This window comes from Nocardioides zeae, assembly GCF_030818655.1.
GTDB lineage: Bacteria > Actinomycetota > Actinomycetes > Propionibacteriales > Nocardioidaceae > Nocardioides > Nocardioides zeae_A.
Window position 1 is genome coordinate 111,861 of the sequence record NZ_JAUTAN010000001.1, and the last position, 26,829, is coordinate 138,689.

A 26,829-nucleotide genomic window follows, 5' to 3' on the forward strand; every position below is an offset into this window, starting at 1 on the left:
GCAATCAACGGACGCAAGCCAACTTGTGGTCGCGCCCGGATCAGGAGGCGGCGACCGCCACCGCGGCGCACCACGCCCCGGCACGCTCGACGAGCTCCTCCGCGGAGGTCGTGGCCGTCGGCGCCGTGAGGGTGCAGGTCAGCCACGCGTCCCCGAAGAGGCCCCGGAACGACACCTCGGTCGCCCCGTCCAGCGCGCACGCCAGGGCGAGCGTCGGCGCACCGAACGCCGGACCCTCGAGCACGTTGCAGCCGTCGGTGGGCGTCGCCGCGACGTACTCCTCCGCGTCCGCCGGCGGCACCGGCGGCACGAAGACCCAGGCCGCGGCCCCCGCTGGTGACGCGGCGCCGTCGCTCCAGCGGCAGCCGAGCTCGTGCACGAGCCGTTCCTCGCCGGTGCCGAGGTCGACGGCGTCGCCGGAGGAGTACGGCGCGGCCTGCGCCTCGCTGTCCTCGCCGGTCCCGAGGGCCGCGGCCACGGCGGCCGGGTCCACGTCGTCGCAGAAGGAGGCGCGCTCCACGACGAGCGCCGTGGTGTCGAGGTCGGTGAGGACCGGCGGGGGAGCGGCGGTGGGCGCGGCCTCCTCCGGCTCGTCGTCGCCGGAGCAGGCGCCGAGACCGAGCAGCAGCACCGCTGCGGCGACCGCCGCGGCCGCCCCCGCACGAGGGCGGCGGCGCTGGCGGGAGGACGGCTCGGGGCTCACGCGGGAGAACCTACCGGGTGACGGACACGCGCCCGCGGGGTCGCCGAGGCTCTCAGGGTGCTCGACTACCCTCTCGCCAGTGATCCGCTTCGAGAAGGTCTCCGTGACCTACCCCGGCCAGGGGCGCCCCGCGCTCGACGACATCTCCGTCGACATCGAGAAGGGCGAGTTCGTCTTCCTCGTCGGCTCCTCCGGATCCGGCAAGTCGACGTTCCTCTACCTCGTGCTGCGGGAGCTGCGCGCGACCCAGGGCCGCGTGTACGTCGCGGGCCGCGAGGTCAACCGCCTCGCCTCGTGGAAGATCCCCCGCCACCGCCGCCAGATCGGCACCGTGTTCCAGGACTTCCGGCTGCTGCAGAACAAGACGGTCGCGGAGAACGTGGCCTTCGCGCTGCAGGTGATCGGCAAGCCCCGCGCCCAGATCGCCGAGCTGGTCCCGCAGACCCTCGACCTCGTCGGCCTCGACGGCAAGGCCGACCGGATGCCCGACGAGCTCTCCGGCGGTGAGCAGCAGCGCGTCGCCATCGCGCGGGCGTTCGTCAACCGGCCGCAGATCCTCATCGCGGACGAGCCGACCGGCAACCTCGACCCGTCGACGTCGGTCGGCATCATGAAGCTGCTCGACCGCATCAACCGCACGGGCACGACGGTGCTGATGTCCACCCACGACAACAGCATCGTCGACCAGATGCGCAAGCGCGTGATCGAGCTGGAGAACGGCCACCTCGTGCGCGACCAGGCGCAGGGCGCCTACGGCTTCCAGAACTAGCCGACCGCCCTCCCGCGCCCCCTCGAACCAGGAGCGAGTTCCCCCATGCAGCTGCGTTACGTCTTCACCGAGCTCGGCCAGGGTCTGCGTCGCAACGTGTCGATGCACCTGGCCGTCGTGCTCACCCTCTTCGTCTCGCTGACCCTCGTCGGTGTCGGCGTGCTGCTCAAGCAGCAGGCCGACATCGCCGACCGCCAGTTCGGCAGCCAGGTCGAGATCACCGTCTACCTCTGCAACGAGACGGACGTCGCGCCCTGCGACGGTGCCGTCACGGCGGAGCAGAAGGCCGCGATCGAGGCGGCCGTCGACGAGAGCCCGGAGACCTCCGGGTTCCGCGAGGAGAGCAAGCAGGACGCCTTCGACAAGACGCTGGCGCTGGCCGAGTCCAACGGCGACACCCGCCTGCTCGAGGGCGAGGACGCGGCGGTGACCGTGGACGACTTCAACGAGTCCCTCTGGATCTCGCTCAACGACCCGGAGAAGTCCGAGGGCGTGGTGAGCGCGGTGGCGAACCTGCCCGGCGTGCTGCGCATCTCCGACCAGCGCGAGCTGCTCGAACCGGTCTTCGACGTGCTCGACGCGGCCCAGTGGGCGGCGCTCGGCACCGCGGTGGTGCTCGTGCTGGCGGCCCTGCTGCTGGTCGGCAACACGATCCGGTTGGCCGCGTTCGCGCGCGGCGCAAGGAGATCGGCATCATGCGGTTGGTGGGTGCCTCGACGCTCTACATCGCGTTGCCGTTCCTCCTGGAGGCGCTGGTGACCGCGTTGATCGGCGTCGTGCTCGCCGGCGGCGCCCTCGCGGCGCTGCTGCGCTTCGTCGTGCACGACCGCGCGGCCGACACGTTGCGGTTCATGCCGTGGGTGGACGGGAGCGACTACGCGGTGGCGTTGCTGGTGATCGCGCTGCTCGGTCCGCTGCTCACCGTGCTGCCGACACTCCTCCTCACGCGGAAATACCTCAAAGTCTGACCCGCGTCGTCTAGCGTCGCCTGCGATTCACTTCCCCGAACGAGCGAAGGCCCCTTCCCCATGCGCCTCCTCCCCGCGTTCCAGCGTCGTCGGCTCGCCGCCGCGACGACGGCCGTGCTGCTCTGCGTCGGTGCCGCCATGTCGCCGCTCGCCTACGCCGACGACGATGACGACGACCTGCGCGACCAGCAGAGCGAGGTCCAGCAGCAGATCTCCGGCGCCAACGCCGACCTCGCCGAGTCGAGCCAACAGCTCGCGACCGCGACGGCCGCGCTGCGCGAGTCCCAGGCGCAGCTGGCCGGCGCCCAGGCCCGTCTCACCACGGCCCGGGCCCAGCTCGGCGAGGCGCAGGCGTACGACGCGGAGATGCAGCAGCGGCTCACCGTCGCCGAGGCGCAGCTCGACGCGGCCGAGGCCGAGCTGGTCCAGGGCCAGCAGAGCGTCGCGACGCAGCGCGACCGCGTGGGGGACCAGATCGTCGCGCAGTCGATGGGACCGGGCCCCGAGCTCGAGGCGCTGGGTGCCGTCCTGGGCGCCGACGACCTCTCCGACCTGACCCGCGCGCAGAACTCCCGCCAGACCGTGCTCGGCACCGAGACGCGGGCCTACGACGACCTCCGGGCCTCGGAGGTCATGCTCGACGTCAACGAGCAGCAGGTGGAGGCCGCCCGCGACCTCGTCGCCGACGAGCGCGCCGAGGCGGCCGCCAACCTCGAGGTGATGGCCTCGCTCGAGGCCGAGGCGTCGGCCGCCGAGGCCCAGGTCGCCCAGCTGGTCAGCAGCAACGAGCAGGCGGAGGCGACGGCCGAGGAGGCCCGCAACGCCGACCGCGCCGAGCTCAACGCGCTCGAGGCCGAGAACGACCGCATCGCCGGCGTGCTCGCCGCCCGCGCGGAGGCGGCCCGGCAGGCGGCAGCAGCCGCGGCAGCCGCGGCAGCCGCCGAGGAGGCACGCAACAACGCCGGCGGCGGCTCCGGCGGGGGCTCGTCCGGCGGCGGCGGTTCCTCCGGCGGTGGCGGCGGGGGCGGCGGCGGGAGCAGCAGCGGGCTGAGCTACCCGGTCAACGGGCGCGTCACCTCGCCGTACGGCATGCGCGTGCACCCGATCTACGGCTACTACTCGCTGCACGACGGCGTCGACTTCGGCGCGGCCTGCGGCACCCCGATGTACGCCGCGGCCGACGGCGAGGTCGTCGAGCGCTACTACCAGTCGGCCTGGGGCAACCGTCTCATCATCGACAACGGCTACATGCGCGGCGCGGGCATCTCGACGATCTACAACCACGCGACGCGCTACGTCGTGAGCGTCGGCCAGCACGTGCGCCGGGGCCAGCTCGTCGGGTACGTCGGCACGACCGGCTGGTCGACCGGCTGCCACCTGCACTTCACCGTCTACCGGAACGGGTCGCCGACGAACCCGATGAACTACTTCTAGGTCGCGCCGCAAACCCGTTGCGCGTCCCTGCGAGAATGGCGGGATGGCCAGGGAGCAGGGGCGCAAGATGATCGCGCAGAACCGCAAGGCGCGGCACGATTTCCACATCGAGGACACCTTCGAGGCGGGGATGGTGCTGCAGGGCACCGAGGTGAAGGCGCTGCGCGCCGGTCGGGCCAACCTCGCGGACGGGTTCGTCGACATCGAGAACGACGAGGTGTGGCTGCACGCGGTGCACATCCCGGAGTACGCGCAGGGCACCTGGACCAACCACGCCGCCCGCCGCAAGCGCAAGCTCCTGCTGCACCGCGCCGAGATCGAGAAGATCGAGACGAAGGTGAGCCAGAAGGGCTACACGATCGTCCCGCTGGCGCTCTACTTCTCCGACGGCCGCGCCAAGATCGAGATCGCGCTCGCCAAGGGCAAGAAGTCGTGGGACAAGCGGCACGCGATGGCGGAGCGCCAGGCCGACCGCGAGAAGGAGCAGGCCCTCGGCCGCCAGCTCAAGGGCATGGACCGGGTGTGACGGAGGGGGCGCTCGCCCACGACCCGGACGAGCGGGCGGACTGGCTGCGGGCCACCACCGAGCGCCTCGGGGTCCCGGGCATCTTCGACGTCCACACCCACTTCCTCCCACCGCGGGTGACGGAGAAGGTGCGCGCCGTGTTCGCGTCGGCCGGCCCGCTCATCGGGCGGGAGTGGCCGATCCGGTACCTCAACCCGGACGACGTGAACGTCGCGCTGCTCCGCTCCCTCGGCGTACGCCGCTTCACCGCCCTGCCCTACCCCCACCGGCCCGGCATGGCCGAGTTCCTCAACGACTGGGCCGCCGACTTCGCGCGGCGCACCCCCGAGGCCCTGCACTGCGGCACCTTCTTCCCCGAGCCGGAGGCGGGGGAGTACGTCGCCGCGCGGATCACCTCCGGCGTGCAGGTCTTCAAGGTCCACGTGCAGGTGGGCGCCTTCGACGTCCGCGACGCGCACCTGGTGCCGGTCTGGGCCGCGCTCGAGGAGGCCGGCACCCCGGTGGTCATCCACGCGGGGTCCGGCCCCGTGCCGACCGAGTTCACCGGACCGGGCCCCGTGGCCGAGGTGCTCGCCCGGTTCCCGCGGCTGACCCTCGTCATGGCGCACATGGGGGCGCCGGAGTACGACGAGTTCCTCGCCATGGCCGAGACCTACGAGCGGGTGCACCTCGACACGACGATGACGTTCACCCGGTTCTTCGCCGACACGACCGACCGGTTCGGCGAGGTCGCCGGGGTGTGCCGGCACGCCGGCGACTACCCCGACGAGCTCCTCGACCGGTTCGCGGCGGTGGGGGAGAAGGTGCTGTTCGGCTCCGACTTCCCGAACATCCCCTACGCCTACGCGCACCAGGTCGAGGTGCTCGAGGCGCTCCGCGATCGGCACCCGGCGCTCGACGACGCCTGGCTCGCCGGGGTGCTGTGGCACAACGCGACGCGGTTGTTCGGGGCGGGCTGAGCCAGCCTCAGCCGGACGCGCCCCGTCACCCCGCGATCCGCAGCCGTTCCGCCTCGCGGGCGGCGTCGGTGTTGAGCACGCCCGCGCGGGACCCGGCCAGCTTGGCGCGGATGTGCGCGTCGACGGTCACGGGTGCGTACAGCGGCGGGTGGTCGGCGTCGACGAACGGTGCCAGCGGGCCCACGACGGCGTCGGCGTCGGCGTCGGCGTCGAAGAAGAACGCGGCGGAGCGGCGTCGACGGATGGTGCCGTCGACGACCGGCGGCCGGACGCGGTGCAGCGTGGACAGCCACCGCTCGTTCGTCAGCCGCGTCGTGAGGTCGCCGAGGTTGACCAGCAGGGCGCCGTCGGCCGGGCTGACGTCGTGCCAGACCCCGTCGTGCAGCACCTGCAGCCCCTTCACCCGGTCGGCCCACAGGATCGTCACGATGCCGTAGTCGGTGTGCTCGCCCATGCCGACGAGGTCCTCGTCGAGCTCGACGACGACGCCCTCGGGCGACGCGTAGTTGTTCATCCGCAGCACCTCGATCGGGTGCCGGGCCAGGTCGGCCAAGGTGCCCGACGGCAGGTCGAGGGCGTCCTCGAACACGCGGACCATCGTGCGCGCCACCCGCCCGGCCTCCGCCCGCCAGGCGTCGACCGCCGCGCGGAAGCCCGCGACCTCGGGCCAGGTGTTCGCCGCGTGGTGGTCCTCCGGCAGCGCGACGCCGGGGTGGTCGGTGGTGCTGGACCCGACGTTGAACGCCTCGAAGAAGTCCTTCATCCGGGTCTCGGAGACGACGCCCGCGCTGAGCGCGAGCGACTCCGAGCGTGGCGGGGTGTACCCGCGGTTCTCGTGCGCCGGACGGATCCAGCGTCGCTTCTCCTCGATCGGCTGGCCGAAGAAGGCGTCCATCGCGTCGGCGAGACCCCCGGCCGTCGCGTCGGGGACGCCGTGTCCGGTGATCTGGACGAAGCCGACCTCGCGGCACGCGGTGTCGATCTGGTCGGCGACGGCGGCGCGGTCGGCGTGGCCGGAGTCCAAGCGCGACACTGCGACGAAGAGGCTCTCGCCGTACGAGCAGGAGCAGCGCGAGCAGCAGCGGTTCCGCAAGCAGGCGATGACGGCCAGGCGCGACTTTCTCGCGGCTCGCCTGGCTGACCCGGGCTTCATCCGCGCAGCGCGGCAACTGATCGCCCTGTGCGTGGTGGGCGGCGTCAACCTCGGCGACACCGCAGCTCAGGTCGCGATCAAGGTGCGGGGCACCTCCGGCATCGGCCCGAACCGACCACTGGGGAGACCTGGGGCTGGCGCCGCAGGCTCGCTCGCGAGCGCAACCGCGAAGCGGTCGGTCGCCGTGCTGCTGGCAATTGGTGGCCTGGAGGACCGGGCCGCGTGGACCCACGGCTCGTGGGGCGAGCGCAGCGTCGTGGAGTACCTCGACTGGCTGATGGTGCAGGGCTACGAACCCACTCCGTGGGAGGTGACCCGCCTCGAGGCAGGCCGTGAGCGGCTTGCTGACGAGGACGGCGGCGAGGACGCGCCCGTGGGTGATTCCACGGAATCACTCGTCTCCTCCAGCGTCGAGCAGGCGCGGGCCGACGACGCCGCAGACGACCCCGACGAGCAGCCCAACGAGCAGACCGACGGCCGGGAGGGCTGAGCGATGACGAACAAGACGAGCGCCTGGCGCCCGGTGGTGCCGGTCGCGAACATGGCCGGCTCCGCAGGCAAGACCACAGCGGCGGTGACCCTGGCGGCGCTGCTGGCCGAGTCAGGCCGGGAGGTGCTGCTGGTCGATGTCGACGCGCAGAGCAACGCGACATCGTGGCTGGGCATCGACCCTGACGACGTGGAGATCTCCAGCGGCGACGTGCTCCTCAAGCGCGCGCGCCTGGAGGAGGCGATCGTGGAGACGAGCACACCGCGGCTGCGGCTGGTGCCGGCGACGCCGGGCCTGGATGGTGACGCGATCGCGCTGCTGAGCGAGACGGGCCGGGAGATGCGGCTGAAGCTCGCGCTGCGGGCCTGCCCCGACGACGTCGACGTGATCATCATCGACTGCCCCGGCTCGATGAGCGTGCTGACGGTGTCAGCGTTGGTCGTGGCCACCTCGGTCGTGACCGTGACCGCCCCCTCGAGCAAGGAGCTGGAGGGCATCCCGAAGATGGAGGCGTTGATCGAGGAGGTCGCCGAGGCGCACAACCCTGATCTGGAACTTGGGGCAATCGTGCCGTGCATCGTGCCGCCCGCCACGGCCGGGCGTCTTTACACCGATGCTCTCGCGGCGCTGCAGGAGGCCTATGGCGATCTGGTGACGCCGACGGTGCGCAAGACGGTCCGGGCACCGGAGGCCATGTCGCACCACGAGACGCTGCCTGCGTACGCGCCACGTGACCCGGTGACCGAGGACTACCGCGCGGTCCTGGCCTCGCTGGAGAAGGCCGGCGTCCTGTGACCGCGGCCAGCACCCCCGCGCCCGCTGATGGCCCCACGGAGGGCAGCCGGAAGGTCCGGTTCTCGACGCAGGTCGACGAGGCCGTCCAGGACGACGTTCGCGCCACGGTCGCTGCCCTCCAGCGGCTGGTGGGTCCTCAGATCACGCTTGGCGCGTTCACGACCGAGGCACTGCGAGCCGCCGTGCAGGCGGCTCAGGACGAGCACAACGCCGGCAAGCCCTTCCAGGTCGCGCACGTGAGCCTTCCGCGCGGGAGGCGGTTGGGCGAGGGCACGTGAACGGTCGCCACGGCCACGCACCTCGCCACGGACCACGCCACGGACGAAGCCGCGCGCCGCGAGGGCCAGGGGGTGATTCCGTGGAATCACCCCCACCGGTCGGCGGCTCGTCCGACTGGGCGGCATGGATCGTCCGAAGCTGGGCAGAGCATCGCAGCCCGTATGGGGGGGCGATGAGGACCGCAGCGAGCCCCCTGGCGGTCTCGATTCGAGCTGCCGGCAAACGGGCCACGGCTGATGCGCTGCAACGGCTGCGGGACGCACATGACCTCATCGCGCCTGACTCCTCCAGCCGCGAACCACATCGCGTACGTGAGCGGCTGGAGAAACCCATGCCTCTCGCTACCGACCCCATCCCACCGCGACCACACCGAGTGGAGCCGTCATGAACACGTCCAGTCCTCGACCGCCACACGCCGACCTCGCGGGGCGCAACCCCGAAGATCTCGAGGCCATCGCTCTGCTCAAGAGAGTCGCCCACGATGACGCTCGCGGTTGGAAGCCGGATCTGTCGTTCGTCGCGCAGAGCCGATCCGCTGAGGGTGCAGTCCGTCGGTCACGTCCCTCGGGGGCGTGGCGCGGACGTTCGCGATTGGGCGCGGTGGTCCTCGTTACGGCGGCCACGGTTGCTGGTGTCGCCACGGGTGTGCAGGTTCTCGGAAACCCCGAGAAGGACCAGAGGGCGGCGTCGTCCACCTCATCATCGTCGTCGGCCTCACCGGCCCTGGAGCTTCCTCCCGTCACCGATGCCGGTAACGATTTCGCGGAGGCGGTCGGCCCGGACGGAGTAGAGGCAACGCAAGAGGAACTCGAGGCCGTGGATGAAGGGACCCTCTGGGACAACTCCGCTGCGTTGTCTCTCCTGATGGAAACCCACGGTCTTCGTCGTTCGCAGCCGGGACTCGGGGGCGCCTGGCCCGTAGCAGCCACGATGACGCTGCACATCTGGTGGGTCGACGGGGCTGCGCCGGACGAACTGCTGGCCGCGATCGCCCGGGATGCCCCGGAGGTGACCGTCGAAGTCCATGTGTCCGTGACAGATCGCCCCACACTCACCGCAGCAATCGACGCATCGGGGATCACCGACGTCGAAGGTGTCCTCAGCGCAAGTCCCCGCAACGACGGCGCCGGCATCGTCGTCGACTACGACCCCACCACCTTCAACACCGACCCCGCTGCAGTAGGTGCTCTCCAGGAATCCGTGGGCTGGCCCATCGTCCTCGTCGCCAACAACGAGACACCGGCCATGTGAAATCACGAGGACTACGGAGCAACACGACAGGACCCGTGCCAGACAGACGCGAGACGGGCATCAAGGCCAGCCGCGATTCCACGAAATCACCGCCCCGCCCGCACGCAAATCCGGCCCGCCGACCGAGTCGATCACGGGCCCCGGCTGCAGTGATTCCGTCGAATCACAACAGCGCGAACAACGCGGTTGTGGTGTTTTTGGTGTTTTGGGAGAATGAAGCCATGGACGATGACCTGCTGACCTCGGGGGAGGTGGCCCGCATGCTCGGGGTGTCGCGACAACACGTCGTCGATCTGTGCGACCGAGGCGAGGTCGAGGTGGTCCGGACGGGCAAGCACCGCCGCATTCCGCGCCGTGAGGTGACGCGTCGGGTGCAGACGCTGACCCGTGAGCAGGAGCGATCGTTGTGGCTGCACCGCGCGGTGGTGGGTCAGATGATGTTGGACCCTGACGGGGTGCTCTCGCGGGCGCGGGACAACCTCCTGCGCCGGCGCGAGGTCCACCGTGGAGCGGTGGCGCAGGCGTACTTCGACGTGTGGAGCGAGACGCTCGATCGTGGCGTGGACGCTGTGGTCGAGACTCTGTTGAGTCGCGCCCCCGCGGCGTGCGAGTTGCGTCAGAACTCGCCATTCGCCGGGGCCCTCGAGCCCGATGACCGTCTGCGAGTGCTGGAGGCGTTCCGAGAGCACTGGCGCAGTCACCACGACGACCCGCTGGTCGGTGACTGATGCGCCGCCAGGACCTCGCGCACATTCTGCGGGCCGCGTGCGAGGTGAGCCAGGACCCCGAGATCGTGGTGCTGGGTTCGCAGGCGATCTTGGGGGCCTACGACGAGGACGCCCTGCCGGCTCTTGCTACCGCGTCGGTTGAGGCGGACCTCGCGTGGCTGGCAGACGGGCCCGATCGGGAACGGGCTGAGCGGGTCAACGGCTCCATCGGCGAGCTGTCGCAGTTCGACGACACCTTCGGTTACTACGGCGAGGGCATCTCGATCGAGACTGCGGTGCTGCCGGAGGGCTGGGAGTCGCGGTTGACGACGTGGGATCTGAGGTCGTCGGAGCCGGCCCGTCCCAAGTTCCTCGACAAGCACGACTTGGCCGTCGCGAAGCTTGCCGCGCACCGCCCGAAAGATCTTGAGTTCGTAGGAGCGCTTCTCGAGCACGGGCTGCTCGACGCCGACGCCTTGCGCGAGCGGGCCCGGATGCTGGAGCCGAGCGTGGACCCACGGACGCGCGCGAGCGTTGGTGCCGCAGTGGAGTCGCTGGCCCGGGCCGCGCGGAAGCGCGTCGGATGTTCAACAACTGATGACGCGGATGCCCGCGATCGTTTCCGCAGCGAGCACGTCGCCTTGCGCGAACGACTCGACCGGGGCCCGGGGTCTGTGCGGACCGCCTCGAGCGAGCAGGGTGATTCCGTAGAACCACTGCCCCACCCACACCCGTCTCCCGCCCGCAGGCCGGGGCAAGGACGGGGGCCGACGCTGGGGTGATTCCGTGGAATCACCCCAGCGACCGACAGTCCGGCACCGCTGGGAGACCTGACACCTGATTGCCACCTCGACGCGTCCCGAGGGCCGGCGCTACACGGCCCTTCAGGTGCGCGCCGCCAAGCTCCGCGTCGCGCTCGACCGGGACCTGAAGCGCGATACGCCGGCGGACATCCAGCGCATCGCCGACTCTGCTGCCTGACGCTCAACGCTCGGTAGCCTGGGGACCCCGCCCTTGTGGGTCGACCCCGGCAGCGTCATCCCCGTTCGCTCGGGGGTTCCTGAGCGGAGCCCGGCAAGGCATCCGGGGTGGTGAGCACGTTACGCGCGACCGCGCCCGCGATCTCGGCAACGAAGACGTTGTCCGCCTCGTCGAGCAGGTTCCCGTCACGGAGCGCCTCGAACACGGCGATGGCGACGTCCCCCTGCGCCTCGCTGCCAGCGAACGCCGCAGGTAGGGGCTGATGTCGACGACGGGGACCTCGAAGGGGGGCATGGTGCGCTCCTGGGATGCGGTGGACGGTTCCGCCCGGAGGTGTCCGCTTTCCCGACCCGCACGACTGCGCGGGTCCCGCTGTCCGTTGAACTCGGGCGCGCCGAGCGTAGCGACGCGGCGTTTCGGGGAAGTTTCCCCGCAACGCCGCGTCGATGGATGGCGCCTCAGTCGGTCTGCGGCTCCCGGGCCAGCACGACGTCGAAGCGCGTCCGCGCCCACGTGCCCTCGACGGCGCGCCCGTCCGGCGTCGGCGTGCCCGCCGGCTGCTCGACGAACTCCTTGACGAGGGAGTCCTTCACGCCGAACACGCTGTCGCTCTCGAGCAGCTCGTCGCCCTCCACGAAGATGTGGGTGACCAGCTGGCGGTGCTCCGGTGCCCGCACCAGGAAGTGCAGGTGGGAGGCCCGCATCGGCGAGCGTCCCGTCGCGGCGAGCAGCCGACCGACGGGACCGTCGTGGGGGATGGGGTACGGCGTCGGCGTGATTCCCCAGAACCGGAACGCCCCGTCGGCGTCGGTGTGCAGGTGCGCCCGTGCCGACGTCCGCCCGTCGCTGTACTGCACGTCGTAGAAGCCGTCCTCGTCCGCCTCCCAGACCTCCACCAGCGCGCCCGCCAACGGCGTGCCGTCCGTGCTCGTCACCGTGCCCTCGACCCAGCAGGGCTGCCCGGGCGCGCCGAAGGACATGTCGCCGCCCAGCTCGATCTCGGGGGAGCCCTCGACGAAGAAGGGGCCCCAGACGGTGGCCTCGGTGGCGTCGCCGTCGGCCTCGTTGTTGATCGCGATGGTCTGCATCGAGGCGCCCAGCACGTCGGAGAGCAGGATGAACTCCTGCCGCTTGTCGTCGGTGATGTGGCCGGCGGCCGTGAGGAACGCGATGGCCGCGCCCCACTCGTCCTCGGTGAGCCGCACCTCCCGCACGAACGCGTGCAGGTGCCGCGTCAGCGCCTGCATGAGGGTCCGCAGCCGGTCGTCCTCGCACCCGTCGAACGACGCCACGACGCGGGCGACGAGCTCCTCCTCGCGGGCGGCCTGCTCAGGGCTGGTCCCGGGGCTGGTCTCAGGGTTCATGCTGGCTCCTCTCCGGCCCACGCCGCTCGGAGCAGCGCGGTGAGGTTGTCGATGGTGACGGGCGTGGGGTTGTCCGCGGGGATCGCGGCCAGGACGGCCGGCACGGCGGCGGCGATGCCGTCCTCCGGCATGCCGTGGTCGCGCAGCGCGACGGGGGCGTCGACGGCCCGGCGCAGGGCGGCGAGCCCCGCGACCGCGCTCGGTGCGTCGAACGCCGCGGCGATCCGGCGCTCGGCCTCGGGCGCGTGCGGGGCGTTGAACGCCAGGACGTGCGGCAGGACGACGGCGTGGGTCTGCGCGTGGGGCAGGTCGAACATGCCGCCCAGGACGTGGCAGATCTTGTGGTGCATCCCCGAGCCGGCGCTCGCGAAGGAGACGGCGGCGAGGTACGCGCCGTACAGGGTCTGCTCGACGCCGGCGTCCTCGCCGCGGGCGACGGCGGGCAGCCCGGCCGCCAGGCCCCGGATGCCCTCGCCCGCCAGCGCTTGGTCGATGGGGTCCACCCGCGGCCCCCACATCGCGTCGACGCAGTGGGCGAGCGCGTTGAGGCCGGACGCCACTGCCATCCCGGCGGGCAGCGAGGTGAGGAGCGTCGCGTCGTAGACCACCGACCGCGGGAGCACCCGGCGGTCGACCCCCGTCGTCTTCGTGCCGTCCTCCGTGAGGCCCCAGACGTCGGTGGCCTCGGAGCCGGCGTACGTCGTGGGCACGGCCACGAGCGGCAGTCCCGTCGTGAGCGCCACCGCCTTGCCGAGCCCGGTGGTCGAGCCCCCGCCGACGGTGACGACCACGTCGACGTCGGCCTCGGCGGCCGCCTGCCGCGCGCGCTCCGCGACCGGGACCGGCACGTGCATGACCACCTCCTCGTGGCGCAGGACGACGGGCAGCCCGGCCGCGATCGGGTCCGCCAGGGCCGCCTCGCGCTTCGAGGCGACGAGCATGACGCGACGGCCGTCCAGGGCGTCGACCTCGGCCGCCACCGCCTCGGCGGCGGCGCCCGGGGCGAAGACGACCCGCTGCGGGAGCGTCTCGTGGGTGAACCTCACAGCCGCCCCAGGAGGGTCGCGACGGCCTCGCGCAGCACGGCCGTCGGGTCGTCGGGGAGGTTCGTGGCGCGCCAGGCGACGTGCTTGTCGGGTCGCACCAGGACCGCCCCGGACTCCTCCACCTCGCGCAGCTTGGCCCAGTCGAAGTAGAGGTCCTCCACCGCACGGCCCGGGCCGATCACGACGGTCGCGAGCGGGATCCCGAGGTCGGACGCGACCGCGGCGGCGGCGTCGCTCCACGCCTCGCCGGTGATGCCCGTCAGCAGTGTCCAGCGCGCGTAGGGCGCGAGGTCCATGAGGGCGTGCTTGGTGACGTTGTCGCCGACCCACGCGTGCGGCAGGTGGGCGCCGGGCGAGGTCGACATGACGTGGTAGAGGTCCGCGTCGCGGCTCGGCGCGGGCCGGGTGCCGTCGGACAGGATCGCGCTCGACTCGTAGAACTGCCCGAGCTCCACCCCGTGGGCGTTGAACTCGTAGTTCTTGGTCTCCATCGCCTTCACGAGGGCGGCCCGCTTCCGCGCGCCCTCCGGCGTCGCCGCCTTCCGCTCCTCGAGCGCCGCTGCCATCTCCTCGCCCTGGAGCCCCACGACGCCGAGGGCCTCGAAGAGGTCGCCGAACTCGCGGGCGGAGCGGTTGGCGCGCGTCACGATGCGCTGCGCGACCGGGGCCCGCTCGGCCTCGTAGGAGTCGAGGAGCGAGGGCGCGGCGTACCCCTGCAGGACGGCCGCGAGCTTCCACGCCAGGTTGTAGGCGTCCTGGACGGACGTGTTGGAGCCGAGGCCGTTCGACGGCGGGTGGCGGTGGATCGCGTCGCCCGCGGCGAAGACGCGGCCCTGCTGGAGGGTGGTCGCATACATCTCGTTGACGCCCCAGAGCGAGAACCCGGTGATCTCGGGCTCCAGGTCGGGCATGCCCAGCAGGTCCCGCACGATGTCCTTCGCCATCTCCTCGTCGAGCACGGGCGGCGGGCCGGCGATGTCGTAGCCCCACACGATGAGCCACTCGTCCCACGGGCGCACCATGCGCACGAGGCCGGTGCCGATGCCGCCGACGTTCGAGCCGGGCTGGATCACCCAGTAGAGGACCGAGGGGCGGTGGTCGACGAGCGCCGCGATGTCAGCCTTGAAGGTGATATTCATCGAGCCGGCGATGTCCATGGCGCCCTCGTAGGTGAGCCCGATGTCCGCGGCCACCTTCGAGCGAGCGCCGTCGGCGCCGATGACGTACTTCGCGCGGATCTGGTACTCGTGCCCGGTCAGCCGGTCCCGCACGTCGATGGTCACGCCGTCGTCGTCCTGCACGAGACCGAGGTACTCCGTCGAGAAGCGGACGTGCGCGCCCCGCTGGGCCGCGTTCCGCACGAGGATCGGCTCGAGGTAGGTCTGCGGGATGTCGACGGTCAGGCAGGGGGAGGCGAGCCGGTAGTCACCCTCCCGGTCGGGACGGGTGCCCCACGTGTGGATGCGCCCGATCTCCTCCCCGGCGATGCTCGTGCAGAACACGGTGTCGCCGACGAGCTCGTGCGGCGTCGCGTCGGCGAGCACCTGGTCCTCGATCCCGAGGTCGCGGAAGATCTCCATCGCGCGCTGGTTCGTGATGTGCGCGCGGGGCGTGTTCGCGGTCCAGCGGTACTTCGTGATCATCGTCGTGGCCACGCCCAGCTCCGCGAGGCAGAGCGCAGCGGCCGCGCCGGCCGGACCCGACCCCACGATCAGCACGTCGGTCTCCACGACCGACCCCCGGGGCACCTCGGTCTCCTGCAGACCGTCGTCGAACACGGGCATGTGCGCTTCCTTCCTGTACGGCGTGCCGCGAGTCTCGATCGCCGGCGGCGGTCCCGGAAGGCTCCGGAGCCGGGATGGCGGAAATGCGTATGTCGCCCGTCACACCCGGTGTGCCACCATGCCGAGGGCGAGGAGGTGCCGGTGGCGGGCCAGGTGGTGGACCAGGTGGTGGACGCGGGATCGGCCCGTCCGCGCGCCTTCGCGGTGCGGCAGCAGGTCGACGCCTGGGAGCGGCACAACGACGCGACGCTGCTCGGTCTCCGGTGCGGCGTGCGCGACCGGACCGGGTTCAGCGCGCGCGAGGTCAACTTCCAGCTCGAGGACGTCCACCTCGCGCACGTGCGGGCCACCCCGCACCGGGTGGTGCGCGACGGCGCGCTCATCGCGAGCCGCCCGGTCGACGCGGTCGTCGTGTACGCCGCGCTCCGCGGCGAGGCGGTCCTGGAGCACGCGGGGGGACGCCGCGTGGTGCGCCCCGGCCAGGTCGTCGTGTGCGACGCCGACCGCCCCTTCGCGCGCGGTTTCGACCACGGTGTCGAGGAGCTCGCCGTCCGGGTTCCGGTGGCCGCGCTCGCCGCCCGGACGGGTCGGCTGAGCCTGGTGGCCCCCGTCGTCGTCGACGCCCGCGGTCCGGGCGACGACGCCGTCGCGCGGGCGCTCGTGCGCGCCGTGGGACGCGCGGTGCACGCCCCCGTCCCGGTGCCGGCCGACGAGCAGGCGCTGCTCGACCTGGTGGCCGTGCTGGCGAGCGGGGGCCGCGCGGCGTCCCCGGTGGCCCACCGGGCGGCCGCGCGGGCCTGGATCGACGACCACCTCGCCGACCCCACGCTCTCCGCCGGGGCCGTCGCGGCGGGCGCCGGGGTCTCCGAGCGGACCCTGTCCCGTCTCTTCGCCGAGAGCGGCACCAGCGTGCCGCGCTACGTGCTCGCCCGGCGGCTGGCCCGGGCGCACGCCCTGCTCCGCCACCCCGACCTCGTCGGGGTCCGGGTCGCCGACGTCGCGGCCCGCTGCGGCTTCACCTCGGTGCCCCACTTCAGCCAGGCCTTCCGCAAGCGGTACGGCGCGACGCCCGCCCAGGTGCGGCACGAGCCGGAGGTCGTGACGTACCAGGGGTGAATTCGTGAGACGAGTTCACACAAAGTGCATCGAGACACTAGGTTCACGCGACGTGAACCGAGTCTCGTCCGTCGTCCGCGGCGCGCTGCCCCACGTGCTCGTGCTCGGGCTGCTGCTCGCGGCGTGGACCGCGGTGGCGGCCTCCGGCATCGTGTCGCCGGCCTACCTGACGCCGTCGCCGCTCGAGGTGTGGGACGCCTTCGTGCGCGCCAACACCTACCACCCGGTGGGCGGGGGCGTGGACCGCGTGGTGCGCGGCGAGGAGAACTACTTCCTCTGGGAGCACCTCGTCGTCAGCCTCCGCCGGATCGGGCTGAGCCTTGCGATCGCGCTCGTCATCGGCGTACCGCTCGGGTTGGCGATGGGGTACTTCCGCGGCTTCGGCCGGCTCGTGGGGCCCTACGTCGACTTCCTGCGCTCCATCCCGCCGCTGGCCTACATCGGCTTCCTCATCGCGTGGTTCGGCTTCTACGACACGTCGAAGATCTGGCTGCTCGTGCTCGCGGCCTTCCCGCCCATCGCGCTCGCGACCCTGAACGGGGTGCGCGGCGTGCGGGAGGACCACGTCAACGCGGCCCTCTCGCTCGGCGCCACGCGCCGGCAGACCCTGCTGTTCGTGCTCGGTCCCGCGACCCTGCCCGACATCATCTCGGGCCTCCGCGTCGCCGTCGGGTTCGCCTGGACGACGGTCGTCGCGGCGGAGCTCGTCAACGGCCTGCCGGGCATCGGCGGCCTCGCCTACCTCTCGGGAACCCAGAACAAGATCGCCCTGTCGATCGCCTGCATCCTCGTCATCGGCCTCACCGCTGTGGCCCTCGACGTCGTCCTCCGCACCCTCGAGAAGAAGCTCGCCCCGTGGCGAGGAAAGGCCTGACCCATGAAGAAGCTCTCGCCCCTGCTCGGCGCCGCGCTGCTCGCCCCGCTCGCCCTCGCGGGTTGCGTCGGCGGCGGTGACACCGAGGGCGACGCGTCGGCCTGCCCGTGGGAGGCCGACGAGTCGGTCGACACGACGGTGCGCATCGGCTACCAGAAGATCCCGAACGGCGACGTCGTGGTGAAGGACCAGGGCATCCTCGAGGACTGCCTGCCCAACGCGACCATCGAGTGGAGCAACTTCGCCTCGGGTGGCGACGTCATCCAGGCCTTCGGTGGCGACAGCCTCGACATCGGTCTCGTCGGCAGCTCGCCGGCGACCCGCGCCCTGTCGGAGCCGCTCAACCTCCCGGTCCAGGTCGTCTGGATCCACGACGTCATCGGCGCGGCCGAGTCGCTCGTCGTGCGCGACGGCGCCGCGACCGACATCGCGGGCCTCAAGGGCAAGACCATCGCGACGCCCTTCGGCTCCACGGCCCACTTCTCGCTGCTCCAGGCGATCGCCGACGCGGGCGAGGACCCTGCGGACTACAACCTGGTCAACTCCGAGCCGGAGCAGATCGCCCCGGCGTGGAGCCGCGGCGACATCGACGCCGCGTGGATCTGGGACCCGACGCTCAGCGAGCTCAAGGCCGACGGCGGCCAGGTCATCCTCACGAGCGAGGACACGGCGGCCGCGGGCAAGCCGACCTTCGACCTGGCCATCGCCGACCGCGACTTCGTGGCCGACAACGAGGCCGTGATGGACGCGTGGGCGCGGGCGCAGGACTACGCGGTCCAGCAGATCACCGACGACCCCGACAAAGCTGCCGAGTCGATCGCCGTCGAGGTGGGCATCTCCACCGACGAGGCGAAGGCGCAGCTGGCGGGCTACGTCTACCTGCGGGCCTCGGAGCAGGTCGGCCCGGACTACCTCGGCGGCAAGCTCGGCACCGACCTGTTCAGCACCGCGCAGTTCCTGCTCACCCAGGACAGCATCGCGGCCGTCGCCGACGAGTCGGTCTACGCGGACGGCGTGAACGCCGCCCCGGCGCAGGCCGCCGCGGACGCGGAGTGACCCGGCCATGACCACGGAGGGTGACCGCAGGGTCGTCGTCACCGGCCTCGAGCAGCGCTTCGGGGACGTGCACGCCCTCGGACCCATCGACCTCACGATCGAGCCGGGCAGCTTCGTCACGCTCGCGGGCCCGTCGGGGTGCGGCAAGACGACGCTGCTGCGGTTGCTCGCCGGCTTCGGCGCGCCGTCGACCGGTTCCATCACGGTCGGCGGCACGCCGGTTCGCGGCCCGGCCGCCGAACGGGGCGTCGTCTTCCAGCAGCCGACGCTCTACCCCTGGCTCGACGTGCGGGCGAACGTCGCGTTCGGACCGCGCCTGCGCGGGGCGGCGAAGGTGGAGCGGCGGCGCGCGGCGGACCGGTACCTCGAGCTGGTCGGGCTGAGCGACGTCGCCCACCTGCGGCCCTACGAGCTGTCCGGCGGCATGCAGCAGCGCGCGCAGATCGCCCGCGTGCTGGCCAACGACCCCGACATCGTGCTGATGGACGAGCCCTTCGGTGCGCTCGACGCCCTCACGCGGGAGCGGCTCCAGAACGAGCTGCTGACGATCTGGCGCGAGACGCGCAAGACGGTCCTCTTCATCACCCACAGCGTCGACGAGGCGGTCTTCCTCGGCTCCCGCGTGCTCGTGATGAGTCCCCGCCCCGGGCGGATCGTCCTGGACGAGCCCGCGCAGTTCTCCTCGCGCAGCCACGAGGTCCCGCCCGAGGAGCTCCGCGAGCTGCCGGAGTTCGTCGCGTTGGCGGCCACCGTGCGGGGAGCGATCCAGCACGTGGAGCCCACGGCGTCCTGACCCGGTCCCGGCCGCCGGGAATGCGGCCGGGCCCGGGGGCGTCGTACTGGAGGACCCTGACCCCGTCCCGGAGGAGTGACGCATGGCCCGCGTGGTGCAGTACGCCGAGACCGGACCCGCCGAGGTGCTCGAGGTCGTCGAGGTGCCGGACCCGGTGCCCGGCCCCGGCGAGGTGCTCGTCGAGGTGCGCGCCGCCGGCGTGAACCCCATCGAGTGGAAGCTGCGGTCCGGCCTCCGGCCGTCGCCGCCGATCATAGAGCCGCGCCGGCTCGGTGCCGACGGTGCCGGGGTCGTGGCGGCCGTGGGGGAGAACGTCGACGACTGGGCCGTCGGTGACGAGGTGATCGTGAGCGGCGCCACCGGCACCTACGGGACCCACGTCGTCGTACCCCGCCAGAACCTCGTCGCCAAGCCCGCCGCCCTCGACTTCGAGCAGGCCGCGGCCCTCGGCATCCCCGTCGCCACGGCCCACCAGGCGCTCGCCTCCCTCGACGTACGCCGCGGGCACACCCTCGTCGTCCACGGCGGTAGCGGCGGGGTCGGCCAGGCCGCGATCCAGCTCGGTCGGCACCTCGGCGCCCGGGTGATCGCCACCGCCAGCCCCGCCAACCACGACCGGCTGCGGGAGCTGGGGGCCGAGCCGGTGGCCTACGGCGACGGCCTGCTCGAGCGGATCCAGGAGCTGGCGCCCGAGGGCGTCGACCGCGTGCTCGATGCGGCCGGCACCGACGAGGCGCTCGCCGCCTCCCTGGCGCTGGTCGACGACCCGCAGCACGTGGGCACGATCGTCGTGGGTCCGAAGGCCCCGGAGCTGGGCATCCAGGCGTGGTCGGGCGGTGCGCCGTGGCCCTTGACGCCCGAGCAGCTGCGGCTGCGGGAGGACGCCATCCCGGTCGTCGCCGACCTGTTCGTCCGCGGCGTGTTCGAGGTGGAGGTCTCGCGGCGCTTCGCGCTCGACGACGTCGTGGCCGCGGCGAAGGAGAGCGAGGCGGGGCACACGCGCGGCAAGATCGTGCTCCTGCCTTGAGGATCCCGGCCACGTCGTCCGTCGCCCCTCGACAGGGCCGGCCGCGACTGCTGGCATGACGCGGGTGAACGCACCCCGCCTGTCGTTGCCCGAGAAGGCCGAGCGCCTCGTCGTCCGTGGACTCGCGAAGGTGCCGCCGCGGGTGCTCGAGCGGGTGGTCGTGCGCCGGGCGGTCAACCGCGACGGGGAGCGCCTGGCGCCGGAGATCGCGCTGGCGCTCGCCGCGCTGAACCGTCTGCCGGGCAGCGACTTCTCCACCCAGCCCCTCGACCGGGCCCGCCACCAGATCGAGGCCGAGGCGGCGGTGTTCGGCGCGTCGTACCCGCCCTTCCACCTCGAGGAGGACCTCGAGCTGCCGGGGCCGGGCGGGCCGGTGCCGGCGACGCGGTACCGCTTCCGGGCGGGGGAGCCCGCCGGTCTGGTCATCTACTTCCACGGCGGCGGGTGGGTGTTGGGCAGCCGGCACTCCACGGTCTCGCCGGTGCGGTTCCTCGCGCAGCACACGGGCTGCGACGTCCTCAGCGTCGACTACCGGTTGGCGCCGGAGCACCCGTTCCCGGCCGCGCTCGAGGACGCGCGGGCCGCCTGGGACTTCGCCGTCGCGCAGGCCCCGGGCTGGGGCATCGACCCGGCGCGGATCGCCGTGGCGGGTGACAGCGCGGGCGGCAACATCTCCGCCGTGCTCTCGCTGGACCTGCGCTCGGAGGACGTGCGGCCGTGCTTCCAGCTGCTGTTCTTCCCCGTCACCGACCTGTCGGCGAAGAGCGCGTCCTACGCGGAGTTCCGCGACGGCTTCTTCCTCACGGAGGCGCAGATGGACTGGTACGCCGAGCGCTACCTGCCCTCACCCGCCGCCGCGACCGACCCGCGGGTCTCCCCGCTGCTCGCCCCGGACCTCGCGGGCGCACCGCCGGCGTACGTCGCGGTCGCCGGTTTCGACCCGCTCCGCGACGAGGGCATCGCGTACGCCGAGCGCCTGCGGGAGGCGGGCGTGCCGGTGGAGCTGGCCCGCGAGGGGGACCTCATCCACGCGTTCATCAACGTCACCGCCGTGAGCCGGAGCGCGTACGACGCCACCCTGCGCGCCGCCGTCGCGCTGCGGCGCGGGATCGTGGGGCCGGAATAGTCGGTCGTGCCGGCTCGTTGGAGCAGGTAGTCTGGGGCATCCGCGGCGGTGCTGCGGATGCAGGACAACTCAAGAGGGGCTGATCGGTTTCGACTTGGGACGTACGTCTCAGGGGAAGCGGGTCGAGAAGCCAGCGTCATCTCGTAAACGATCGCTGGAAACCAATAACTGCCGACAACAAGCGCAGTTCCTTCGCTCTCGCCGCCTGAGCGGTGATCGAAGCGTCAGACCGGGCATCCGTCTCCGTCCCGGACCCTGGCGTCGACTAGGAGACTTGCTGCTCACCTCCTGTCAGGAGGGGTGAGCGGGACTTTTTCCTGACTGAGCCTGTCGCTGACGTGTCTGTGCGAGCAGCGGGGCTGAGAAAAGCGACAGCACAGACTGCACCCGGAGAAGACCTGACACTGCGCTCGAGGACCGGGGTTCGATTCCCCGCAGCTCCACCAAAGTGCTCGGAGGGCAACCCTGCCCCTCGGTCGCTTCTGAGTTCGTCACGTCACTGCCCGCCCGGATCCCCGGGCGGGCAGTGTTGTTTTCCCTCGTCTTTTCTGTCAGGTCCCGGTGGACATGGGCAGGCACGAGGCGTGAGAGCAGGTGGTCGAACGGCTCGTTGTAGTCGACTCGGACGGTGAGTTCACGGGCGTCGTCGTGGGCCTCGTCGATGTAGATCCTCGTGAAGAAGGCGAGATTGAAAAGTCTGCGTACGGGCTCGGGCGCTTCGAGGTAGGCGGCGTGACAGTCGCGTGCCAGATCGAGCACAGCGGCGAGGCGCTGGCGACCTTCCTCGTGGGTGGTCTCTGCCCTGGCTAGCTGGTCCTGCACACGCTGGAGCTGTGTGGCGATGCGGTCCTGTTCGGTCTTTAGGAGGTCGAGCGGGATGGCACCGGCATAGTGCGCCTCGAGGAGTTTCTGCCTCTTCGCGGTGAGGTCGCCCTGCTGCCTGAGCATGATCGCGCGCTTGGTTTCGTCGGCGGCCTGGAGCTCGTCGAACTCTACGAGGGTCAGTTCCTCGACGCGGTCGCGTAGTTCTGGCGAGAGCGCAATCGTGCGGTACTCGTCCTCGATCAACTGCTCAACGATGTCGTAACGCATGGCCTGGCGGGTGCAGTCCGTCACGCGCCGCTTCCGACCAGAGCACATGAGGTACTGGTACGTGGTCCCGTGGCGATTCTTGGCATAGACCACGAGCAGGCGGGAGTCGCAGTCGCCGCAGAAGACGCTGCCGCGCAGGTAGGAGAGGTTCCTTCGCTCGAAGACGGCCGCGTTGTTGTTGGCCGCGAGGAGGTCTTGCACCTGCTGCCAGGTTGCGGCGTCGACAAGCGGTTGGTGTGCCCCGGGGTAGGTGACGCCGCGGTAGCTGACCTCGCCTTTGTAGTAGGGGCTCTTGAGGATGTTGTGCAAGGTACTGATCGTCAGCGCCTTGCTTGCCTGCTTCGGCGTTGGCCGAGTGACCAGCCCGCGGTCGGTGAGTTCTTCCAGCAGCAGCGAGAGCGAGTAGTCCCCTTCGGCGTAGCGGTAGAAGGCCCAGGCGATGTGCGGCGCCCGCTCAGGGTCGATTTCGACGGTGCGGTTGATGCGTCCGAGCTCGTCCGCTCGGTGGACGTTTCGATAGCCCAGGGGAGCGCGACCGACTGTGCCGCCGAGGCTGGCTTTCTGGGTCATCCCCTTGGTGACCTCGTTGGCGAGATTGCGCGAGTAGAACTCTGCAATGCTGCTCATGATCCCGTGCATGAGCATGCCGGACGGTGTCTCGTCGATGTTCTCGCTGGTGGAGACGAGGGTGACGCCTGCTTGCTTGAGAGCGAGATTGATTGCCACGTCGTCGGCACGCGAACGCGCGAGGCGGTCGATCTTGTGCACGATGCAGTAGTCGACGGGATTGTCGCGGATGTAGGCGAGCATACGCTGCAACTCGGGTCGCTTGGCGATCGACGTTCCGGTCTCGCCTGCATCCACAAACTCGTGGACGACGTCGGCGTCGAGCGTGTCTGCCCTGCGGCGGTTAGCGTCCCGCTGGGCGGGGATCGAGAACCCCTCCTCACGTCCCCCGCGGGTCGCCTGCTCTGTGGTGGACACCCGCAGGTACATGACGAGCCGGGGACATCCGATGCCTGCCTTCAAGGCGCGGCAGCTCGAGGACGCGTTGCTCGTCGATGGCAGAGAAGGCGGTCGCGCGGTCACACGCTCGATGCTCGTGCACGAGGCGGTATCGGCAGCCGCTCGTGCCCGTCGCGGGGACGTCCGCTGCCTCCACCGGCGGAGAAGCTCAACAACCGCCCGCCGCGACGAAGCTGAGATCGGGTCATCGAATGTGAGCAGCGGGGCGACAAACCTGCCCCTAGGAACTCAACAGGAAAGCCGAGCGACAGAGTGGAAGGCATTCGCCGCTACGAGGAACGCGGCCTGCGTGGGTTGGGCGATCTGCCGCGGTCGGGGCGTCCTCGCGAGTAGGCCCATCGTGCGATCGTGACCGAGACCTTGGGCCCGCGGCTTTCGTGAGTCAAGCCGTATCGTTGTCGCCGTCAGCAGGGCAACAATGGTATGGACCGCGGCAAGGACGGTGACCTGCGGTGGGCGGCATCAGCATCTACCACGTCGTTGTCCGTTGCGACGGCAGCTGGGCCCATGACCTCGTCGATGACGACGAGCGGCGGCGCAGTGAGCGGTACGTACGAGCCGAGGACCGTGTCCGGTTCGTTGTGGGTGCCGCTCTTGTACGCCTTGCGGTCGGCGCCCGCCTCGGTCTCCCACCGTCGGAGGTTGAGGTCGACCGCACCTGCGCCGGGTGCGGCTCGGACCACGGGCGCCCGCTCCTTCGCGGTACCTCCCTCACCTGCTCATTGTCGCACTCGGGAGCGCATGTGGCACTAGCGCTAGCCGACAGCGGTGCCGTCGGGCTCGACCTGGAGGACGCGGGCAGGCGCGTCGAGTACTGGCAAGACCTCTTGGGGCAGGTCGTCGGCGGGGTTGAGCCCCGGCCCATTAGCCGGGACGGGTTCTTGCGGATCTGGACCCGCAAGGAAGCGTTGTTGAAGTTGTCCGGCGAAGGGCTGCGTCGACAGATGTCCTCTCTTGCTCTTTCGTTTCAGTCCTCGCGTCAGGGGCGTGGTGAGGAGCATGGCGAGAGCGCTCCCCTCGTCGGCCCGGGCGCCCTTAAAGGTGCTGTCGTGCGCGATTTGGACTTGGGAGACGGCGTTCATTGCGCGGTGGCTGCATACGGGCCTCCCCGGGTCGTGGCATTGACGACGCTGGAGGCGTGAGGCTCTGGTCGTCGGGGGCTGATACCCCGGGCCCAATGTGCAATACTGCGTCGACGGCTCGATCCTCGGGGGTTCAGCATGATCTCGGAAGTTTTTCGTGCTGCGCGCGCGCAGCAGGCGACCTGCACACCGTGCTGGGGTCCGCGCTAATGTCGGGAACCTGGCTGTCGCCCGCGCGCGAGAACGCCGGGGCACGCCTTATTTGCTTTCCTTACGCCGGTGGTAGCGGATCTGCGTTCCGCCAGTGGACCCGCGATCTGGCGCCCGAGATTGATGTCCTCCCGGTCCGGCTGCCCGGTCACGTGGGGCGGTTACGCGAGCCTGCGCTCTCGAGCCTCAGCGAGATCGTCGACGGCTCAGTGCAGGCAATTCTCCCTTTGGTCGGGCGCCCGTTCTCGCTCTTCGGGGTCAGCATGGGCGCGCTCGTTGCTTTCGAGACGGCCGTGGCGCTGACAGAGCTGGGTCATCCTCCTGACCATCTGTACGTTGCGTCGTTCCCCTCGCCCGAGCGGGCCAGCGCGCGAGCGGTTACATCGAGCTTGTCCGACCACGAGTTCCTTCAGCTCATCCGCAGTCTGGGGGCGACGCCACCGGGGATCTCCGATGATCCGCAGATGGTGGCGATGCTGATGCCCAGCCTTCGCGCCGACTTCGATGCGACTGCCAGTCACGTCGACTCAGGTTTACGTGCTCGAGTCAACGCCAATCACCGCCCTGCACGGTGAAAGCGACCCGACGGTGCAATTCGACGACATGAGACGTTGGTCGGGGCGCACCCGGGCCGCATTCAACTTGGTGCAGGTCGAGGGTGGTCACTTCTTCGTGCACGAGCTCCCACCGGTCGTCCTTGACCTCATATGCCAGCCAGCACCACGGAGGAGGAGGCCCGAGATGGATCAATTGTCCGACCGAGTTGCTGCCCTCGATAGTTCCGAGCGACAGCGGCTACTTGAGCGAGTTCGGGCTCGCCGCGCCGAGCGCCCGCGAGGTGCGGAGGGCCGTGGGCGCCTGCGCTTCAGCCTCTTCTTTTTCGGCACGGGGGAGGGGCGCGAGATCGAGGATCACTACCGATTGGTGTTCGACTGCGCGCGCTTCGCCGATGAGAATGGCTTCGAGGCGGTATGGGTGCCGGAACGGCACTTCGACGTCTTCGGCGCGCCGTATCCAAGCCCCGCTGTTCTCGTAGCCGCTCTGGCGGCGGCCACCCGACGCTTGCAGGTTCGTGCCGGCAGCGTGGTGGTCCCGCTGCACGACCCGGTGCGAGTGGCGGAGGACTGGGCAGTTGTCGACGGCATCTCCGGCGGGCGCGCCGGGCTGGCGCTCGCTTCTGGCTGGCACGCGAACGACTTCGTGCTAGCGCCCGACCGCTTCGAGGGCCGCAAGCAGGCCCTGGTGGACGATCTGGCGACCATCCGCACGCTATGGCGCGGTGGCGACATTACCCGCACCGACGGGGCAGGTAACGAGGTGTCGTTGCGCACCTATCCCCTCCCGCGCCGCGGCGAGCTGCCTATGTGGATCACGAGTTCTTCGTCCGAGCAGACGTGGCGCACGGGTGCTGACCTCGGGCTCAACGTCCTGACCGGACTGGTCGAGCAGAGCGTCGAGGACGTGCGCGACCGTGTCGAGATGTACCGCGAGTCCCTGGCGGCCGCGGGGCGCGAGCCGCAGGCTCATACCGTCACGGCGATGGTCCACACCTTCATCGGCAGCGACCTCGAGTCGGTGCGCGAGGAGGTGCGGGCTCCTCTCACTGCCTACCTGCGTGCCCACATCGGGCTCTACGAGAAGCTGGTGCGTAGCGCGGACCTGAACCTGGATGCGGACAAGGTCACCGACGCGGACAAGGACGCGCTCGCGGACATTGCCTTCACCCGATACTTCGCGACGCACGGGCTATTCGGTGCGCCCGAGGACGCGCTCGAGATGGTGCACCGTCTGGTCGATGCGGGTGTCGACGAGGTCGGGTGTCTGGTCGACTTCGGTCTGCCGCCGAGCCGCGTACTCGAGCACCTCAAACACCTGGCCGCATTAAAGGACATGGCCGATCGGGAAGTGCCGAGCCGTACCGCTGGCCCTGATAGCGGAAAGGGTGCAAGGTGAAAGGACAGTCTCTTTTGACGGCCAGGCTCGGCATCACCGTGGTCGCCGGTCGCGGCGACTCTCTGCAGAACTGCGCCGATCGGATCGCCGACAACGCCCTCGTGCGTGCTTATTCAAGCGACGCCGCGCTGCAAAAGGGCCTTGCTCTCGACCATCCTGAGCACAATCACACCACTGAAGGAGTGTCAGGTGCCTAGTTCGTTCTCCCGATTCTTGAGCGAGGAGGAACTCGCAGACGTCGCGAAGCTCTATGAGGAGTCGCTGG

Annotated in this window: 29 protein-coding genes, 1 other RNA gene and 1 pseudogene; 24 read left to right on the top strand and 7 right to left on the bottom strand. The window is 70.8% G+C overall.

The window, feature by feature from the left end; genetic code table 11:
* Positions 1–40: 40 nt before the first annotated feature.
* Positions 41–703 (bottom strand): hypothetical protein, encoded by a 663-nt coding sequence (locus QE405_RS00510; protein ID WP_307198275.1) that lies wholly within the window; start codon positions 701–703, stop codon positions 41–43.
* Between the two features lie 79 nt (positions 704–782).
* On the opposite strand from QE405_RS00510, the gene ftsE reads away from it, so the two are divergent.
* Genes ftsE through QE405_RS00540 form a run of 6 tightly spaced genes read left to right on the top strand, consistent with a single transcriptional unit; the run spans position 783 to position 5,359 of the window.
* Positions 783–1,472 (top strand): cell division ATP-binding protein FtsE, encoded by a 690-nt coding sequence (gene ftsE, locus QE405_RS00515; protein ID WP_163772206.1) that lies wholly within the window; start codon positions 783–785, stop codon positions 1,470–1,472.
* 45 nt (positions 1,473–1,517) lie between these two features.
* Complete coding sequence (locus QE405_RS00520) at positions 1,518–2,231, top strand: permease-like cell division protein FtsX (protein WP_307198276.1); 714 nt, start codon at positions 1,518–1,520, stop codon at positions 2,229–2,231.
* Positions 2,177–2,440, top strand: coding sequence for an FtsX-like permease family protein (locus QE405_RS00525; RefSeq protein WP_307198277.1), 264 nt, complete (start codon positions 2,177–2,179; stop codon positions 2,438–2,440). Before QE405_RS00520 ends, QE405_RS00525 begins: the two co-directional genes overlap by 55 nt.
* A gap of 60 nt (positions 2,441–2,500) precedes the next feature.
* Positions 2,501–3,874, top strand: a complete 1,374-nt coding sequence (locus QE405_RS00530) for a M23 family metallopeptidase (protein WP_307198278.1) — start codon at positions 2,501–2,503, stop codon at positions 3,872–3,874.
* A gap of 43 nt (positions 3,875–3,917) precedes the next feature.
* Entirely contained in the window at positions 3,918–4,400 is a 483-nt protein-coding gene (gene smpB, locus QE405_RS00535; RefSeq protein WP_163772209.1) for an SsrA-binding protein SmpB, read from the top strand.
* The gene (locus QE405_RS00540; protein WP_307198279.1) at positions 4,397–5,359 is read left to right on the top strand and encodes an amidohydrolase family protein; all 963 of its coding nucleotides are present in this window, start codon (positions 4,397–4,399) and stop codon (positions 5,357–5,359) included. The genes smpB and QE405_RS00540 overlap by 4 nt, the downstream gene beginning before the upstream one ends.
* Positions 5,360–5,384: 25 nt before the next feature.
* Here the strand turns inward: QE405_RS00540 and QE405_RS00545 are convergent, their stop codons facing one another.
* On the bottom strand, positions 5,385–6,383 hold the full coding sequence (locus QE405_RS00545) for an isopenicillin N synthase family dioxygenase (protein ID WP_307198280.1): 999 nt from the start codon (positions 6,381–6,383) through the stop codon (positions 5,385–5,387).
* Here QE405_RS00545 and QE405_RS00550 point away from each other — a divergent pair.
* From QE405_RS00550 to QE405_RS00575, 6 genes are all read left to right on the top strand, one after another.
* Positions 6,334–7,002 carry a hypothetical protein gene (locus tag QE405_RS00550; protein ID WP_307198281.1) on the top strand — a complete coding sequence of 223 codons (669 nt, stop codon included), beginning with the start codon at positions 6,334–6,336 and terminating at the stop codon, positions 7,000–7,002. The genes QE405_RS00545 and QE405_RS00550 overlap by 50 nt on opposite strands.
* 3 nt (positions 7,003–7,005) lie before the next feature.
* Complete coding sequence (locus tag QE405_RS00555; protein WP_307198282.1) at positions 7,006–7,797, top strand: ParA family protein; 792 nt, start codon at positions 7,006–7,008, stop codon at positions 7,795–7,797.
* Positions 7,794–8,075, top strand: a complete 282-nt coding sequence (locus tag QE405_RS00560) for a hypothetical protein (RefSeq protein WP_307198283.1) — start codon at positions 7,794–7,796, stop codon at positions 8,073–8,075. Before QE405_RS00555 ends, QE405_RS00560 begins: the two co-directional genes overlap by 4 nt.
* 385 nt (positions 8,076–8,460) lie before the next feature.
* The gene (locus QE405_RS00565; protein WP_307198284.1) at positions 8,461–9,327 is read left to right on the top strand and encodes a hypothetical protein; all 867 of its coding nucleotides are present in this window, start codon (positions 8,461–8,463) and stop codon (positions 9,325–9,327) included.
* A gap of 221 nt (positions 9,328–9,548) precedes the next feature.
* Complete coding sequence (locus tag QE405_RS00570; protein WP_307198285.1) at positions 9,549–10,055, top strand: helix-turn-helix domain-containing protein; 507 nt, start codon at positions 9,549–9,551, stop codon at positions 10,053–10,055.
* Positions 10,055–10,816, top strand: coding sequence for a DUF6036 family nucleotidyltransferase (locus QE405_RS00575; protein ID WP_307198286.1), 762 nt, complete (start codon positions 10,055–10,057; stop codon positions 10,814–10,816). The genes QE405_RS00570 and QE405_RS00575 overlap by 1 nt, the downstream gene beginning before the upstream one ends.
* A gap of 254 nt (positions 10,817–11,070) precedes the next feature.
* Here the strand turns inward: QE405_RS00575 and QE405_RS00580 are convergent, their stop codons facing one another.
* The 4 genes from QE405_RS00580 to QE405_RS00595 all read right to left on the bottom strand — a co-directional run bounded on the left by QE405_RS00580 (position 11,071) and on the right by QE405_RS00595 (position 15,209).
* On the bottom strand, positions 11,071–11,220 hold the full coding sequence (locus QE405_RS00580; RefSeq protein WP_307198287.1) for a hypothetical protein: 150 nt from the start codon (positions 11,218–11,220) through the stop codon (positions 11,071–11,073).
* A gap of 253 nt (positions 11,221–11,473) precedes the next feature.
* Positions 11,474–12,379 (bottom strand): intradiol ring-cleavage dioxygenase, encoded by a 906-nt coding sequence (locus tag QE405_RS00585; protein ID WP_307198288.1) that lies wholly within the window; start codon positions 12,377–12,379, stop codon positions 11,474–11,476.
* Positions 12,376–13,425: a maleylacetate reductase gene (locus QE405_RS00590; RefSeq protein WP_307198289.1), complete on the bottom strand. Its 1,050-nt coding sequence runs from the start codon at positions 13,423–13,425 to the stop codon at positions 12,376–12,378. The genes QE405_RS00585 and QE405_RS00590 overlap by 4 nt, the downstream gene beginning before the upstream one ends.
* On the bottom strand, positions 13,422–15,209 hold the full coding sequence (locus tag QE405_RS00595; RefSeq protein WP_307198290.1) for an FAD-dependent oxidoreductase: 1,788 nt from the start codon (positions 15,207–15,209) through the stop codon (positions 13,422–13,424). The genes QE405_RS00590 and QE405_RS00595 overlap by 4 nt, the downstream gene beginning before the upstream one ends.
* 141 nt (positions 15,210–15,350) lie before the next feature.
* On the opposite strand from QE405_RS00595, the gene QE405_RS00600 reads away from it, so the two are divergent.
* The 9 genes from QE405_RS00600 (at position 15,351) to QE405_RS00640 (ending at position 22,227) form a co-directional block, all read left to right on the top strand.
* Positions 15,351–16,325, top strand: coding sequence for an AraC family transcriptional regulator (locus QE405_RS00600; RefSeq protein WP_307198291.1), 975 nt, complete (start codon positions 15,351–15,353; stop codon positions 16,323–16,325).
* 52 nt (positions 16,326–16,377) lie between these two features.
* Positions 16,378–17,199 carry an ABC transporter permease gene (locus QE405_RS00605; RefSeq protein WP_307198292.1) on the top strand — a complete coding sequence of 274 codons (822 nt, stop codon included), beginning with the start codon at positions 16,378–16,380 and terminating at the stop codon, positions 17,197–17,199.
* Positions 17,200–17,202: 3 nt separating this feature from the next.
* Positions 17,203–18,255 (top strand): taurine ABC transporter substrate-binding protein, encoded by a 1,053-nt coding sequence (locus QE405_RS00610; RefSeq protein ID WP_307198293.1) that lies wholly within the window; start codon positions 17,203–17,205, stop codon positions 18,253–18,255.
* A gap of 7 nt (positions 18,256–18,262) precedes the next feature.
* The gene (locus tag QE405_RS00615) at positions 18,263–19,048 is read left to right on the top strand and encodes an ABC transporter ATP-binding protein (RefSeq protein ID WP_307198294.1); all 786 of its coding nucleotides are present in this window, start codon (positions 18,263–18,265) and stop codon (positions 19,046–19,048) included.
* 82 nt (positions 19,049–19,130) lie between these two features.
* The gene (locus tag QE405_RS00620) at positions 19,131–20,075 is read left to right on the top strand and encodes an NADP-dependent oxidoreductase (protein ID WP_307198295.1); all 945 of its coding nucleotides are present in this window, start codon (positions 19,131–19,133) and stop codon (positions 20,073–20,075) included.
* A 64-nt stretch (positions 20,076–20,139) separates the two neighbouring features.
* Positions 20,140–21,201 carry an alpha/beta hydrolase gene (locus QE405_RS00625; RefSeq protein ID WP_307198296.1) on the top strand — a complete coding sequence of 354 codons (1,062 nt, stop codon included), beginning with the start codon at positions 20,140–20,142 and terminating at the stop codon, positions 21,199–21,201.
* 75 nt (positions 21,202–21,276) lie between these two features.
* Positions 21,277–21,647: a transfer-messenger RNA gene (gene ssrA, locus QE405_RS00630) on the top strand.
* A gap of 148 nt (positions 21,648–21,795) precedes the next feature.
* Entirely contained in the window at positions 21,796–22,011 is a 216-nt protein-coding gene (locus QE405_RS00635; protein WP_307198297.1) for a hypothetical protein, read from the top strand.
* Positions 22,012–22,092: 81 nt separating this feature from the next.
* Entirely contained in the window at positions 22,093–22,227 is a 135-nt protein-coding gene (locus QE405_RS00640; RefSeq protein ID WP_307198298.1) for a hypothetical protein, read from the top strand.
* 33 nt (positions 22,228–22,260) lie between these two features.
* On the opposite strand, the pseudogene QE405_RS20845 reads toward QE405_RS00640, so the two are convergent.
* Positions 22,261–23,289, bottom strand: a pseudogene (locus QE405_RS20845) (recombinase family protein); the annotation flags it as partial.
* Between the two features lie 482 nt (positions 23,290–23,771).
* On the opposite strand from QE405_RS20845, the gene QE405_RS20850 reads away from it, so the two are divergent.
* The 3 genes from QE405_RS20850 to QE405_RS00650 all read left to right on the top strand — a co-directional run bounded on the left by QE405_RS20850 (position 23,772) and on the right by QE405_RS00650 (position 26,564).
* Positions 23,772–24,461 (top strand): 4'-phosphopantetheinyl transferase superfamily protein, encoded by a 690-nt coding sequence (locus tag QE405_RS20850; RefSeq protein ID WP_373459432.1) that lies wholly within the window; start codon positions 23,772–23,774, stop codon positions 24,459–24,461.
* Between the two features lie 149 nt (positions 24,462–24,610).
* Positions 24,611–25,186, top strand: a complete 576-nt coding sequence (locus tag QE405_RS00645) for a thioesterase II family protein (RefSeq protein ID WP_307198299.1) — start codon at positions 24,611–24,613, stop codon at positions 25,184–25,186.
* 166 nt (positions 25,187–25,352) lie between these two features.
* A complete protein-coding gene (locus QE405_RS00650) occupies positions 25,353–26,564 on the top strand; it encodes a MupA/Atu3671 family FMN-dependent luciferase-like monooxygenase (RefSeq protein ID WP_307198300.1) in 1,212 nt (403 codons plus the stop codon).
* The last annotated feature ends 265 nt before the right edge of the window (positions 26,565–26,829 follow it).

Excerpts from the sequence above, each read along its gene's own strand:
- QE405_RS00575 (WP_307198286.1), top strand. The coding sequence starts at position 10,055 with ATGCGCCGCCAGGACCTCGCGCACATTCTGCGGGCCGCGTGCGAGGTG.
- QE405_RS00520 (WP_307198276.1), top strand. The coding sequence starts at position 1,518 with ATGCAGCTGCGTTACGTCTTCACCGAGCTCGGCCAGGGTCTGCGTCGC.
- QE405_RS00650 (WP_307198300.1), top strand. The coding sequence starts at position 25,353 with ATGGATCAATTGTCCGACCGAGTTGCTGCCCTCGATAGTTCCGAGCGA.
- QE405_RS00530 (WP_307198278.1), top strand. The coding sequence starts at position 2,501 with ATGCGCCTCCTCCCCGCGTTCCAGCGTCGTCGGCTCGCCGCCGCGACG.
- smpB (WP_163772209.1), top strand. The coding sequence starts at position 3,918 with ATGGCCAGGGAGCAGGGGCGCAAGATGATCGCGCAGAACCGCAAGGCG.
- QE405_RS00615 (WP_307198294.1), top strand. The coding sequence starts at position 18,263 with ATGACCACGGAGGGTGACCGCAGGGTCGTCGTCACCGGCCTCGAGCAG.
- QE405_RS00595 (WP_307198290.1), bottom strand. The coding sequence starts at position 15,209 with ATGCCCGTGTTCGACGACGGTCTGCAGGAGACCGAGGTGCCCCGGGGG.
- QE405_RS00610 (WP_307198293.1), top strand. The coding sequence starts at position 17,203 with ATGAAGAAGCTCTCGCCCCTGCTCGGCGCCGCGCTGCTCGCCCCGCTC.
- QE405_RS00570 (WP_307198285.1), top strand. The coding sequence starts at position 9,549 with ATGGACGATGACCTGCTGACCTCGGGGGAGGTGGCCCGCATGCTCGGG.
- QE405_RS00565 (WP_307198284.1), top strand. The coding sequence starts at position 8,461 with ATGAACACGTCCAGTCCTCGACCGCCACACGCCGACCTCGCGGGGCGC.
- QE405_RS00620 (WP_307198295.1), top strand. The coding sequence starts at position 19,131 with ATGGCCCGCGTGGTGCAGTACGCCGAGACCGGACCCGCCGAGGTGCTC.
- QE405_RS00585 (WP_307198288.1), bottom strand. The coding sequence starts at position 12,379 with ATGAACCCTGAGACCAGCCCCGGGACCAGCCCTGAGCAGGCCGCCCGC.
- QE405_RS00555 (WP_307198282.1), top strand. The coding sequence starts at position 7,006 with ATGACGAACAAGACGAGCGCCTGGCGCCCGGTGGTGCCGGTCGCGAAC.
- QE405_RS00645 (WP_307198299.1), top strand. The coding sequence starts at position 24,611 with ATGTCGGGAACCTGGCTGTCGCCCGCGCGCGAGAACGCCGGGGCACGC.